12 protein-coding genes are annotated in these 13,083 nt (G+C 69.5%); 6 read left to right on the forward strand and 6 right to left on the reverse strand.

All coding sequences use genetic code 11. The features are described from left to right. Positions 1–11 precede the first annotated feature (11 nt). From gyrB to dnaA, 6 genes are all read right to left on the reverse strand, one after another. Positions 12–2,072 carry a DNA topoisomerase (ATP-hydrolyzing) subunit B gene (gene gyrB, locus ACSHWO_RS17495; protein ID WP_438312981.1) on the reverse strand — a complete coding sequence of 687 codons (2,061 nt, stop codon included), beginning with the start codon at positions 2,070–2,072 and terminating at the stop codon, positions 12–14. Positions 2,073–2,487: 415 nt separating this feature from the next. Beyond that, positions 2,488–3,045, reverse strand: a complete 558-nt coding sequence (locus tag ACSHWO_RS17500; protein ID WP_438312983.1) for a DUF721 domain-containing protein — start codon at positions 3,043–3,045, stop codon at positions 2,488–2,490. Next, positions 3,042–4,178 (reverse strand): DNA replication/repair protein RecF, encoded by a 1,137-nt coding sequence (recF, locus tag ACSHWO_RS17505; protein WP_361093053.1) that lies wholly within the window; start codon positions 4,176–4,178, stop codon positions 3,042–3,044. Before recF ends, ACSHWO_RS17500 begins: the two co-directional genes overlap by 4 nt. A 110-nt stretch (positions 4,179–4,288) precedes the next feature. Further along, on the reverse strand, positions 4,289–5,167 hold the full coding sequence (gene gnd, locus ACSHWO_RS17510; RefSeq protein WP_438312985.1) for a phosphogluconate dehydrogenase (NAD(+)-dependent, decarboxylating): 879 nt from the start codon (positions 5,165–5,167) through the stop codon (positions 4,289–4,291). Positions 5,168–5,370: 203 nt separating this feature from the next. Beyond that, on the reverse strand, positions 5,371–6,501 hold the full coding sequence (gene dnaN / locus ACSHWO_RS17515) for a DNA polymerase III subunit beta (RefSeq protein ID WP_361093059.1): 1,131 nt from the start codon (positions 6,499–6,501) through the stop codon (positions 5,371–5,373). A 1,054-nt stretch (positions 6,502–7,555) separates the two neighbouring features. Further along, positions 7,556–9,325 carry a chromosomal replication initiator protein DnaA gene (gene dnaA / locus ACSHWO_RS17520; RefSeq protein ID WP_438312988.1) on the reverse strand — a complete coding sequence of 590 codons (1,770 nt, stop codon included), beginning with the start codon at positions 9,323–9,325 and terminating at the stop codon, positions 7,556–7,558. 355 nt (positions 9,326–9,680) lie between these two features. Here dnaA and rpmH point away from each other — a divergent pair, with 355 nt between their 5' ends. From rpmH to rsmG, 6 genes are all read left to right on the forward strand, one after another. Next, a complete protein-coding gene (gene rpmH / locus ACSHWO_RS17525; RefSeq protein WP_018547628.1) occupies positions 9,681–9,818 on the forward strand; it encodes a 50S ribosomal protein L34 in 138 nt (45 codons plus the stop codon). Between the two features lie 20 nt (positions 9,819–9,838). Beyond that, positions 9,839–10,213, forward strand: coding sequence for a ribonuclease P protein component (rnpA, locus tag ACSHWO_RS17530; RefSeq protein ID WP_361093065.1), 375 nt, complete (start codon positions 9,839–9,841; stop codon positions 10,211–10,213). After that, on the forward strand, positions 10,210–10,491 hold the full coding sequence (yidD, locus tag ACSHWO_RS17535; protein ID WP_385828754.1) for a membrane protein insertion efficiency factor YidD: 282 nt from the start codon (positions 10,210–10,212) through the stop codon (positions 10,489–10,491). Before rnpA ends, yidD begins: the two co-directional genes overlap by 4 nt. Before the next feature lie 3 nt (positions 10,492–10,494). Further along, positions 10,495–11,598 (forward strand): membrane protein insertase YidC, encoded by a 1,104-nt coding sequence (yidC, locus tag ACSHWO_RS17540; RefSeq protein WP_438312991.1) that lies wholly within the window; start codon positions 10,495–10,497, stop codon positions 11,596–11,598. 15 nt (positions 11,599–11,613) lie between these two features. Beyond that, positions 11,614–12,126, forward strand: coding sequence for a protein jag (locus ACSHWO_RS17545; protein WP_361093071.1), 513 nt, complete (start codon positions 11,614–11,616; stop codon positions 12,124–12,126). A 117-nt stretch (positions 12,127–12,243) separates the two neighbouring features. Next, positions 12,244–12,960, forward strand: a complete 717-nt coding sequence (gene rsmG / locus ACSHWO_RS17550; protein WP_361093074.1) for a 16S rRNA (guanine(527)-N(7))-methyltransferase RsmG — start codon at positions 12,244–12,246, stop codon at positions 12,958–12,960. The last annotated feature ends 123 nt before the right edge of the window (positions 12,961–13,083 follow it).

The following is a 13,083-nucleotide window of genomic DNA, read 5'->3' on the forward strand; positions in this document are numbered from 1 at the left end:
GAAGAGCCGACTCAGATGTCGAGGAAGCGAACGTCCTTGGCGTTGCGCTGGATGAAGGAGCGCCGTGCCTCGACGTCCTCACCCATCAGCACCGAGAACAGGTCGTCGGCCTGGGCCGCGTCGTCCAGGGTGACCTGGCCGAGCACGCGGTGGTCCACGTCCATGGTGGTGACGCGCAGCTCCTCGGCGTTCATCTCGCCCAGACCCTTGAAGCGCTGGATCGAGTCCTCCTTGATCCGCTTGCCCTGGCGCTTGCCGTGCTCGACCAGGGCGTCGCGCTCGCGGTCCGAGTACGCGTACTCGAAGTCGTCGCGACCCCACTTGATCTTGTAGAGCGGCGGGCGGGAGAGGTAGACGTGTCCGGCCTCGACCAGCGGGCGCATGAAACGGAACAGGAAGGTCAGCAGCAGGGTGTTGATGTGCTGGCCGTCGACGTCGGCGTCCGCCATCAGGATGATCTTGTGGTAGCGGAGCTTCTCGATGTCGAAGTCCTCGTGGATACCGGTGCCGAAGGCGGAGATCAGCGCCTGGACCTCGGTGTTCTGGAGGATCTTGTCGATACGGGCCTTCTCGACGTTCAGGATCTTGCCGCGGATCGGCAGGATGGCCTGGTACATCGGGTTGCGGCCGGACTTCGCGGAACCGCCGGCGGAGTCACCCTCGACGATGAAGATCTCGCACTTGGTCGGGTCGTTCGACTGGCAGTCGGACAGCTTGCCCGGCAGCGAGGCGCTCTCCAGCAGGCCCTTGCGGCGCGTCAGGTCGCGGGCCTTGCGGGCCGCGACGCGGGCCGTGGCCGCCTGGATGGCCTTGCGGACGATGTCGGCGGCCTCGACCGGGTTGCGGTCGAACCAGTCGGACAGGTGCTCGTGCGCGACCTTCTGGACGAAGGTCTTCGCCTCCGTGTTGCCCAGCTTGGTCTTGGTCTGGCCCTCGAACTGCGGCTCGCCGAGCTTGACCGAGATGATCGCGGTCAGGCCCTCGCGGATGTCGTCGCCGGTGAGGTTGTCGTCCTTCTCGCGGAGCAGCTTCTTGTCACGCGCGTAGCGGTTGACAAGGGAGGTCAGCGCGGCGCGGAAACCCTCCTCGTGGGTGCCGCCCTCGTGCGTGTGGATCGTGTTGGCGAAGGAGTACACGCCCTCGCTGTACTGCGAGTTCCACTGCATCGCGATCTCGACCGAGAGCATCCGCTCCTTGTCCTCGGCCTCGACGTCGATGACGGTCGGGTGGATCAGCTCGCCCTTGCGCGAGTTGAGGTACTTCACGAAGTCGACGATGCCGCCCTCGTAGTGGTACCGGACGGTGCGCGCCACGGGCTCGGCCGCGTCCGCCTCCGGGTCGTCGGCGCCCGCGGTGGCCTTCGCCGACTCTCGCTCGTCGGTCAGCGAGATGGTCAGGCCCTTGTTCAGGAAGGCCATCTCCTGGAAGCGCCGGGACAGCGTCTCGAAGGAGTACTCGGTGGTCTCGAAGATGTCCCCGTCGGCCCAGAAGGTCACCGAGGTGCCGTGCTCGTCGGTCTCCTCGTTCTTGGCCAGCGGCGCCGTCGGCACGCCCAGCTTGTAGTCCTGGGTCCAGCGGTGCCCGTCGGTCTTGACCTCGACCGCGACCTTGGTCGACAGGGCGTTCACGACGGACACACCGACGCCGTGCAGACCGCCGGAGACGGCGTAGCCTCCGCCGCCGAACTTGCCGCCCGCGTGCAGGACCGTCAGGACGACCTCGACGGCCGGCTTGCCCTCGGACGGCACGATGCCGACCGGGATACCGCGGCCGTTGTCGACCACGCGCACCCCGCCGTCGGCCAGGATGGTCACGTCGATGGTGTCCGCGTAACCGGCGAGCGCCTCGTCGACGGAGTTGTCGACCACCTCGTAGACCAGGTGGTGCAGGCCGCGCTCACCGGTGGAGCCGATGTACATGCCGGGCCGCTTGCGAACCGCGTCCAGGCCCTCCAGCACCTGGATCGCGGAGGCGTCGTACGAGGCGGTGACCTCCCCGTTCTCGCCGGCTGTGGACTGGTTGTCGTTGGGGTTGCCGGAATCGGCCACGAAGCGCCCTTTCTGGCACAGCACAGGCCGGACTCCGGGCCGGCAGGGCTGCCGGGGAGGAGCGGCTGCGTCGATCTGCGTTGTCAGCGTGTTTTCGTCGGAATCCCGCGGCGAGGCGGGATTCGCTTCAGTCTACCGGTACCACGGACATGAATGGGGGTTTGCCGGTACCTGAGTACGCATGTGCCGCCCTGAACCTCCTCTCTCCGACTCCCCATATCCGGACCGGGGCTCAAAGTGGCTCACGCGGGCATCCAGCGCTTCGGGCTGTCAACCTTCCACTACCGTGAGGGACGCCACCCGCGCAGGGGGGTTCGAGGGCCCGCGAACAGGACCCGCCACGGCTCTGCCGTGGCGGGTGTGACTACTGGGACGGAGGCTCTCACCGCTGCCCGGGACCTCGGCCGGCTGCGGCTGGCCGGGCCCCGGTTCCGGGGCCTCAGCCGTAGGTGTCGCCCGGGCCCGCGCTGCCCGGGGCGCGCCAGGGGCCGTACCGCTTCGGCCGGCCGCCCGGACCCTGCACCTTGATCAGCCGGACCGTGCCCTGGCCGAGGTCCGCGTTCAGCCGGGCCACCAGCTGCGGGGCCAGCAGCTTCAGCTGCGCCGCCCACGCCGAGGAGTCGCACCGGACGACCAGCTCACGGTCCTGGTAGCGTTCCGGTTCGCAGTGCGTCGCGATCTCCGGGCCGACGATCTCCGGCCAGCGCTCCATCACGCCGGCCACCGCCATCGGCATCTCCCAACCGCGTTCGGTGCGCAGCCGGTCCAGCGCCGCCATCAGCGGCATGGGGTCCCGACCGTCCGCCCGCGCCCCCGAGCGCAGGCCCGGCTGGTGCCGGCCGCCGCGCCCGCCGCCCGCCGCGGCTCCGCGCGCCCGCGCCTGCTCGCGGGCCGCGGCCAGCGCCTGGCGCGCGAGATCCACTCCCGAGAGCTCGGGGGCCTTGCGCCCCGGGACCGCGCCGGCCGCCTCCTGCGGATTCCGCTTGTCCTCGTTCACAGCCGGGTCACCTCACCGCCGGACACCGCGAAACGGGTCCCCGTCAGCACGTCCGGAACGTCATCGTCCACAGCCGCCGTCACCAGCACCTGCTCGGCCGGCGCCACAAGCTCGGCCAGCCGCTCCCGGCGCCGGGCGTCCAGCTCCGCGAAGACGTCGTCGAGGATCAGCACCGGCTCGGCGCCCTCCGAGCGCAGCAGTTCGTACGAGGCCAGCCGCAGCGCCAGCGCGTACGACCACGACTCCCCGTGGCTCGCGTACCCCTTCGCCGGCAGCTCCCCGAGCCGCAGCAGCACGTCGTCGCGGTGGGGGCCCACCAGGGTCACGCCCCGCTCGATCTCCTGCTTGCGGACCTCCGCGAGCGCGTCGAGCAGCGCCGCGTACAGCTCCTCCCGGGTCCGCGCCGCCCCGGCGTCCACCGCCTCGCCCGCCGAGGACCGGTACGCCAGGCCCAGCGGCCCGCCACCTGGGGCGAGCTGCTCGTACGCCTTGTCCGCCAGCGGCAGCAGGGCGGCGATCAGGTCCAGTCGCTGGGCGAGCAGCTCCGCGCCCGCGCGGGCCAGGTGCTGGTCCCACACGTCCAGCGTCGACAGGTCCATGGAGCGTCCGCCGTGGCGGCGCGCCATCGCGGCGGACTTCAGCAGGGTGTTGCGCTGCTTCAGGACGCGCTCGTAATCGGACCGGACCCCTGCCATCCGCGGTGCGCGGGCCGTCACCAGCTCGTCGAGGAGCCTGCGGCGCTCGCCCGGGTCGCCCTTGACCAGGGCCAGGTCCTCCGGTGCGAACAGCACCGTCCGGACGATGCCCAGCACGTCCCGCGGCCGGACCTGGGAGGACCGGTTGATGCGGGCCCGGTTCGCCCGCCCCGGGTTGAGCTCCAGCTCGACCAGCTGCTGCCGTTCGCCCTGCCGGACGGCCGCGCGGACGACGGCCCGCTGCGCCCCCATCCGCACGAGGGGGGCGTCCGAGGACACCCGGTGGCTGCCGAGCGTCGCCAGGTAGCCGATGGCCTCGACCAGGTTGGTCTTGCCCTGGCCGTTGGGGCCCACGAAAGCCGTGACGCCCGGGTCGAGGGGAACCTCGGCCCGGGCGTACGAGCGGAAGTCGGCCAACGAGAGATGCGTGACATGCATGCGGCGCCGACCTCCCCCGGCTTCCTGCTGTTCTGCTCCGTACTGCGGTACTGCTCCGTGCTGCCGGGCAGCTCGGGCTGCTGCGGGCGCGGTCGCCGCGCCCGCGGCGGCTAGTTCTTCTTCTCGACCGCGTGGCCGCCGAACTGGTTGCGCAGCGCGGCGATCATCTTCATCTGCGGCGAGTCGTCCTGGCGCGAGGCGAACCGCGCGAACAGCGAGGCGGTGATCGCGGGCAGCGGCACGGCGTTGTCGATCGCCGCCTCCACCGTCCAGCGGCCCTCGCCCGAGTCCTGCGCGAAGCCGCGCAGCTGCTCCAGGTGCTCGTCCTCGTCCAGCGCGTTGACGGCCAGGTCGAGCAGCCAGGACCGGATGACCGTGCCCTCCTGCCAGGACCGGAACACCTCGCGGACGTCGGTGACCGAGTCCACCTTCTCCAGCAGCTCCCAGCCCTCGGCGTAGGCCTGCATCATGGCGTACTCGATGCCGTTGTGGACCATCTTCGCGAAGTGGCCCGCGCCGACCTTGCCGGCGTGCACGGAGCCGTACGCGCCCTCCGGCTTGAGGGCGTCGAAGACGGGCTGGACCGCGGCCACGTGCTCCTTGTCGCCGCCGTACATCAGCGCGTAGCCGTTCTCCAGGCCCCACACGCCGCCGGAAACACCGCAGTCGACGAAGCCGATGCCCTTGGCGGCGAGCTCCTCGGCGTGCTTCTCGTCGTCGGTCCAACGCGAGTTGCCGCCGTCCACGACGACGTCGCCGGGCGAGAGCAGCTCCGCGAGCTCGTCGATGGTGGACTGGGTCGCCGCACCGGCCGGGACCATCACCCACACCACGCGGGGGGCCTGCAGGCCGTCCACAAGTTCCGACAGGCTGTGGACATCGGCGAGGTCCGGATTGCGGTCGTATCCGAGGACGGTGTGGCCTGCGCGGCGGATGCGCTCGCGCATGTTGCCGCCCATCTTGCCGAGACCGACGAGACCGAGCTCCATCAGGTGGTTCCTTAAGCGTTGTGGCCGTTTGTGCCGGATTCTCCCGATTCCCGGAAGACCCGGCTCCGAGCCTACGCCGGGCGGTGCCGCCAGGCGCCACGGGCGCTCCAGGCACCCGCCGTACGGGGGCCGGATGCGTGTCCGGGAGAACGCCGTCGGGCCCGGTCCGCGGCTGCGGGACCGGGCCCTGTGGACGGCGGGCGTCAGCCGGAGAGGCGCACCGGCATGATCAGGTACTTGTAGGCCTCGTCCGCCTCGGCGTCGACCGCGGGGCGGCCGCTCAGCAGCGCCGGCTTGGTGGACGTCGTGAAGCTGAGCTGGGCGACCGGCGAGTCGATGGCGCTCAGACCGTCGAGCAGGAAGGTCGGGTTGAAGGCGATCGAGATGTCGTCGCCCTCCAGGGAGGCGTCGACGCGCTCCACGGCCTGTGCATCGTCGGAGGAGCCGGCCTCCAGCGTGAGCACGCCGGTCTCGAAGCTCAGGCGGACCGGGGTGTTGCGCTCGGCGACCAGCGCCACGCGCTTGACGGCCTCGACGAACGGGGCGGTCTCGATCACCGCGATGGAGTTGAACTCCGTCGGGAAGAGCGTGCGGTACTTCGGCAGGTCGCCCTCGAGGAGGCGGGTGGTGGTGCGGCGGCCGGCGCCCTCGAAACCGATCAGGCCCTCGCCGGCGCCGGAGCCGGACAGCGCCAGGGTGACGGTGTCACCGCTGGTCAGGGACTTGGCGGTGTCCAGGAGGGTCTTGGCGGGCACCAGGGCCACGGCCGAGGCGTCCGGGTTCTCCGGCTTCCACAGGAACTCGCGGACCGCGAAGCGGTAGCGGTCGGTGGAGGCCAGGGTGACGCGGTCGCCCTCGATCTCGATGCGGACACCGGTCAGGACGGGCAGCGTGTCGTCGCGGCCGGCGGCGATGGCGACCTGGGCGGCGGCGGCGGCGAAGACCTCGCCGGAGACCGTGCCGGTCGCGGTCGGCATCTGGGGCAGGGCCGGGTACTCCTCCACGGGCAGGGTGTGGAGGGTGAACCGGGAGGATCCGCAGACCACGGTCGCCCGTACACCGTCTGTGGAAATCTCCACGGGCCGGTTGGGGAGGGCGCGGCAGATGTCGGCGAGGAGCCGGCCGGAGACGAGGACGGTGCCGTCCTCCTCCACGTCCGCCTCGACGGAGACGCGGGCCGAGACCTCGTAGTCGAAGCCGGAGAGGGACAGGGTGCCGTCCTCGGCCTTCAGCAGCAGGCCCGCGAGTACGGGGACCGGCGGCCGGGCCGGGAGGCTGCGGGCAGCCCAGGCCACCGCCTCCGCGAGTACGTCGCGCTCCACCCGGATCTTCACCGGAACCGCCTCCTGCTGTTGCTCGCTCGTCCGTCTGCCGGCCTTCGTCGTCGGCCCACCGGCCCGCTGCCCGGGAGGGCTCGGGGCCTCGGTGCCGGGGACCAGTCTGACGTACGGCGCCGACAGCTGGTGCTGCCGGCCGTCAAATCGGGAGCGAGGTGTCGGGGAGGCCTCTCGACCACGTTGTGCACAGCACCTGCTTGAAAACCGAATCCGAGCTAACTGTCCATGGGGGTAGTAGTAGGGCTTGTGGAAACCGTGGATAAGCCCGTTGCCGCAGGTCAGAGCAGCTTTTTTATCCCCATGCCCTGTGGGTGACACCGGTGGACAACAGGGGGGTGCTGTGGAGAACGGAAAGTTCTGCACAGGCCATCCCCAGGTGACCCCGACTACTCCACAGGTGTGTCCCCAGCTTTCCCCAAGTACTCCACAGCCCAAACGTCGACTTCCGTGTGACGGCTTTCACTCCGGTCGGTGAGGAGGGGCACTCGGTTGCCGAACAGTGGACAGCGGTGTGGGTAACCCGTCGGAACCTGTGCACAGGATGGGGCAACCTGTGGGTGAGCGGTGGATAACGCGGTGGACGAGCCTGTGGATGAATCTTGTGTCCACAGCCTGTGGACATCTGTCACGCACAATTCCACAGGGCCGCGACCTGGGCTGATGGTCCCTCAATCGGAGGCCCTGTGGACAGATTGTGGGTGAGGAAACCCGTCCCCAACCTGTGGATCGCAGAAAGTTCCGCAATCTGTGGACAAGTTGCTCCACAGGGGGCGTATTCGAACAAGTCAGGGGCGCGCGCACGAAGAAGGGCGCCCCCGGATTACTCCGGAAGCGCCCTGTCGATGCGTTTGGGGAGGCGCCGAGAGGCCCTTGACGGCCCGTCGGGTGGGGCCGGGGATTCGGGGGGGGACGGCGAATGCGACGGCCTCGAACCCCGGACGGCCGGATGCGGCGGCTCGGGGTTCGAGGCCGGGATGCCGCGGGCTCGGCAGGATGCCGGTGCCGGGGTGCGGCACCCCGGCACCGGCACCCGGACGGCCGTCGAGGCGGCTCAGCCGTTCTTGATGCGGTTGGTGAGCTCGGTGACCTGGTTGTAGATGGAGCGCCGCTCCGCCATCAGCGCCCGGATCTTGCGGTCCGCGTGCATGACGGTGGTGTGGTCCCGCCCGCCGAACTGCGCCCCGATCTTCGGCAGGGAGAGGTCCGTGAGCTCACGGCACAGGTACATCGCGATCTGCCGGGCGGTGACCAGGACGCGGCTGCGCGAGGAGCCGCACAGGTCGTCCACCGTCAGGCCGAAGTAGTCGGCGGTGGCCGCCATGATGTCGGAGGCCGTGATCTCGGGCGCCGAGTCCTCGCCCCCGGGGATCAGGTTCTTGAGGACGTCCTCGGTCAGCCCCAGGTCGACCGGCTGCCGGTTCAGGCTCGCGAAGGCCGTGACGCGGATCAGCGCCCCCTCCAGCTCGCGGATGTTGCGCGAGATGCGGGAGGCGATGAACTCCAGTACCTCCGGCGGGGCGTTGAGCTGCTCCTGGACCGCCTTCTTGCGCAGGATCGCGATGCGCGTCTCCAGCTCGGGCGGCTGGACGTCGGTGATCAGGCCCCACTCGAAGCGGTTGCGCAGCCGGTCCTCCAGGGTGACCAGCTGCTTGGGCGGCCGGTCCGAGGACAGCACGATCTGCTTGTTGGCGTTGTGGAGCGTGTTGAAGGTGTGGAAGAACTCCTCCTGCGTCGACTCCTTGCTCGCCAGGAACTGGATGTCGTCGACCAGCAGGATGTCCATCTCGCGGTAGCGCTTGCGGAACGCGTCCCCCTTGCCGTCGCGGATGGAGTTGATGAACTCGTTGGTGAACTCCTCCGAGCTCACGTACCGCACGCGGGTGCCCGGGTAGAGGCTCCGCGCGTAGTGCCCGATGGCGTGCAGCAGGTGCGTCTTGCCGAGGCCCGACTCCCCGTAGATGAAGAGCGGGTTGTAGGCCTTGGCGGGGGCCTCGGCGACGGCCACCGCCGCGGCGTGCGCGAAGCGGTTGGAAGCACCGATGACGAAGGTGTCGAAGAGGTACTTCGGGTTCAGCCGGGCGGTCGGCTCCAGCGGCCCCGAAGTGGAACCGCCGGACGGGGCCGGCGGCGGCGCGGAGCGGCCGGGTCCGGGGCGCGGACCGGAGGGTTCGTACGGCTGCTCGTAGGGGTGCGGCTGCTGGGACTCGTACGGCGACGGCTCGTACGGCTGCGGCTCGTAGGCACCCTGGTCGTAGCCGCCGGAATCGGGCTGCTGGAGGTAGCCCGGCTGCGGGGAGGCGTACGGGTCACGCTCGGGGAAGCCGCCGTGCCGCGGCTGCTGCCAGCCGTAGTCGTCCTGCTGGCCGCCGCGCGGCCAGGCGCCGGGCTCGGGCCGCGGCTGCTGGTAGTCCGGGTAGGCGGGGCGGGCGGTGGGCAGCTGGTCGTCGCCCGCGCCGGGGCCGGTGTGGCCGCCGGAGCGCTGGCCGCCGTACGGCTCGTACGCGTCGCCGCGCTGCGGTGCGGGCGGGGCCGGCGGCGCGGGCTCCCCGGCGGAGTCGTCCACGGTGATGGCGATCCGGATGGGGCGGCCGCACTCGCGGCTGAGCGCATCGCTGATCAGCGGGGCGAGGCGGCCCTCGAGGACGCGCTTGCCGTATTCGTTCGGGACGGCCAGCAGCGCCGTGTCGGCGACGAGCGCCAGCGGCTGGCAGCGCTCGACCCACTGCTGGTCCTTCGGCTCGACCGCCTGCTGTCCTTCTCCCAGGAGCTTCTCGAGCACCCGTGGCCACACTGCGGCAAGATCGGCAGGTACGTCAGCCACAGGGCACGCTCTCTCACAGGGGTCCCACGAATGTGTGGTTCTTTGGGACGGTCGGGACAAAAAATCCGGGGTCAGGCAACGGTAGTCAGCGCGACGGGTAGGGTTCAAGTCGTTGTCCACAGCCTGTGCACAGCGCGGGGTGGCATCGCCTCGGTTTGACCGGATGGCGTAGCCGCGCGTACCGTAACGAGGTCGAGTTGTCGATGGCTGCTGCCGCCTGCCTACCGATGGGCGAGGATCACTGACTGTGGTCGTTGAGCGGTGCCACTCGGGCGAACACGCGAGCTTCCTCGTGGGCGCACGGTGACAGCCAGGCGATGTCCCGCCACAACGATTCATTCTCTGGAGCCCCCGAGTGAGCAAGCGCACCTTCCAGCCGAACAACCGTCGCCGCGCGAAGACCCACGGCTTCCGCCTGCGGATGCGTACCCGTGCCGGCCGCGCCATCCTGGCGAACCGCCGCAGCAAGGGCCGCGCTGCCCTCTCCGCGTAACTCACGCAGGTAGTGACGTCGTGCTGTCTCCCGAAAATCGGCTGAGGCGGCGCGAGGACTTCGCGAGTGCGGTACGCCGAGGCCGCAGGGCCGGTCGTCCGCTCCTCGTCGTCCACCTACGTACAAGCGGCGCAATGGACCCGCACGGGTCGGGGGAGACAGTTCCCTCGACCCGTGCGGGTTTCGTCGTCAGCAAGGCCGTAGGTGGTGCCGTCGTCCGGAACCGGGTGAAGCGCCGCCTGCGCCATCTCGTACGCGAGCGGCTCTCCCGCCTGCCCGCCGGTAGCCTGGTGGTGGTGAGGGCATTGCCCGGATCGGGTGATGCCGGCCTCGAGGACCTGGCCAAGGACCTGGATGCCGCTCTGCTGCGGCTCCTGGGAGGCGCAGCTCGATGAAGTACCCGCTGCTCGCTTTGATCAAGCTGTACCAGTGGACCATCAGTCCGCTGCTCGGCCCGGTGTGCCGTTATTACCCCTCGTGCTCGCGCTACGGGTTCACGGCCATCGACCGGCATGGTGCGGTGAAGGGGACCCTCCTCACCGCCTGGCGGATCCTGCGGTGCAACCCGTGGTCCGCGGGCGGAGTTGATCATGTCCCACCTCGTAAACGCCCGCGTTGGCACGAGCAGCTGCGCACTGCGTTGCGTAGATCTCGCAATGCTCAAGGAGCCTGATTAGTGGACACGATTGCCAGTCTGTTCAGCTTTATCACCACACCCGTCTCGTGGATCATCGTCCAGTTCCACTCGCTGTACGGTGCGATCTTCGGGCCGGACAGCGGGTGGGCCTGGGGCCTGTCCATCGTGTCCCTGGTGATCCTGATCCGTATCTGCCTGATCCCGCTCTTCGTGAAGCAGATCAAGGCGACGCGTGGCATGCAGGCGCTCCAGCCGAAGATGAAGGCGATCCAGGAGCGCTACAAGAACGACAAGCAGCGTCAGTCCGAAGAGATGATGAAGCTGTACAAGGAGACGGGTACCAACCCGCTCTCCTCGTGCCTTCCCATCCTGGCGCAGTCGCCGTTCTTCTTCGCGCTGTACCACGTGCTGGCGAACATCGCCAACGGCAAGACCATCGGCGCCATGGACCAGCAGTTGGTCGACAGCGCCCGTGAGGCCAAGATCTTCGGCGCGCCGATCGCGGCCAAGTTCATGGACAGCCCGGAGAAGGTCGAGGCGCTCGGCGCCACGCTGATGGACGTCCGGATCGTGACCGCGGTCATGATCATCATGATGTCGCTGTCGCAGTTCTACACGCAGCGTCAGCTGATGCAGAAGAACGTGGACCTCTCGGTCAAGACGCCGTTCATGCAGCAGCAGAAGATGCTGATGTACATCTTCCCGGTGATCTTCGCGGTCATGGGCATCAACTTCCCCGTCGGTGTCCTCGTCTACTGGCTGACCACCAACGTCTGGACCATGGGTCAGCAGATGTACGTGATCAACCAGAACCCGACGCCGGGCAGCAAGGCGCAGGACCAGTACCTGGCGCGCCTGCTCAAGTCCGTCGGCACGCACGGGCAGGTCAAGGGACGGGGCAAGAAGAAGATCGTCGCCACGATCGTGGCCAAGGGCCCGGACCGCAACGACAACGAGCGCAAGTTCATCGCAGCTCTGACGAAGCAGGGCCTGGCCGCGCAGGCGGACGGTTCCGTGATCAAGTCCGCTGTGGCCACGGCGGACGCGGATGCGGCGAGCAGCGGCGCCCAGAAACGGCAGCAGCCGAAGCGCCAGACGAAGGCGCAGCGTCAGACGCCCTCCAAGCCCTCTTCCAAGAAGTAAGAAGGAGTCCCTCCCGTGACGGAAGGCACCACCACCGCCGCCGCTGAGAGTGGCGACACCCTGACCCGCCTCGAGCAGGAGGGTGAGATCGCGGCCGACTACCTCGAAGGTCTGCTCGACATCGCTGACCTCGACGGCGACATCGACATGGACGTCGAGGCCGACCGCGCCTCGGTCTCGATCGTGAGCGACTCCGGCGGCCGTGACCTGCAGAAGCTCGTGGGCCGTGACGGCGAGGTCCTGGAAGCCCTTCAGGAGCTGACCCGTCTCGCGGTGCACCGTGAGACCGGGGACCGCAGCCGGCTGATGCTGGACATCGCGGGGTTCCGCGCCAAGAAGCGTGAAGAGCTGGCCGCGCTGGGCGCCAAGGCAGCGGCCGACGTGAAGGCGTCCGGTGAGCCGCTGAAGCTGGCCCCGATGACCCCGTTCGAGCGGAAGGTCGTCCACGACGCCGTGGCGGCCGCCGGTCTGCGCAGCGAGTCGGAGGGCGTGGAGCCGCAGCGCTTCGTCGTTGTGCTCCCGGCCTGATCCCCAGCCCGAGTGTTCGGCCCCGTCTGTGTCGCAGGCGGGGCCGATGTTTGTCAGCCTGGCAGTACCAGTGCGTTTTCACGATCACGCGGTACGCAAAACGGAAGGACGGTCCCCGTGACGGACGCAGCGGAGCTTCCCCCGGCGCCGGAAGAGGCGCGTGCGGTGTTCGGCGAGTTTTTCCCCGAAGCTGTGCGGTATGCGGAGCTGCTCGCGGACGCAGGGGTCCAGCGAGGCCTGATCGGCCCGCGTGAGGTGCCGCGCCTGTGGGAGCGGCACCTGCTGAACTGTGCGGTCCTGTCGGAGGTGGTCCCCGAGGGCGTCACCGTGTGCGACGTGGGCTCGGGCGCCGGCCTGCCCGGTATCCCGCTGGCCCTGGTGCGCCGGGACCTGAAGATCACGCTGCTGGAGCCGCTGCTCCGGCGTACGACCTTCCTGCAGGAGGCCGTGGAGCTGCTGGGCCTGGACCACGTCACAGTGGTGCGCGGGCGGGCCGAGGAGATGCTCGGCAAGGTCCAGCCGGTGCACGTGGTGACGGCGCGGGCAGTGGCCCCGCTGGACCGCCTGGCGGCCTGGGGTGTGCCCCTGCTGCGTCCGTACGGCGAGATGCTGGCGCTCAAGGGCGACACCGCCGAGGAGGAGCTGGCGGCGGCGAAGGTCGCGCTGACGAAGCTCGGTGTGGTGAAGACCTCCGTGCTTCAGGTGGGCGAGGGTGTGGTGGACCCGATGTCGACGGTGGTGCGGGTCGAGGTCGGGGAGAGCCCCGGCGGCGTGCGGTTCGCGGCCAAGCGGGCCAAGGCAGCCCGGGTGGGGCGCTCGCGCCGGCGACGGTAACCCGCAGCTACGCCCTGTGGCGCGCTCCCAGCACCCCTCCGCGGGGTGTTGGGCCCTATAGGTGCGGATTTGGGAGTGTCGTAGGGGCCTGTTGCCTCCGTCCCGGCATCGTGTTTCACGTGA

This window comes from Streptomyces pallidus (ex Mingjun et al. 2026) (assembly GCF_051550185.1).
GTDB lineage: Bacteria > Actinomycetota > Actinomycetes > Streptomycetales > Streptomycetaceae > Streptomyces.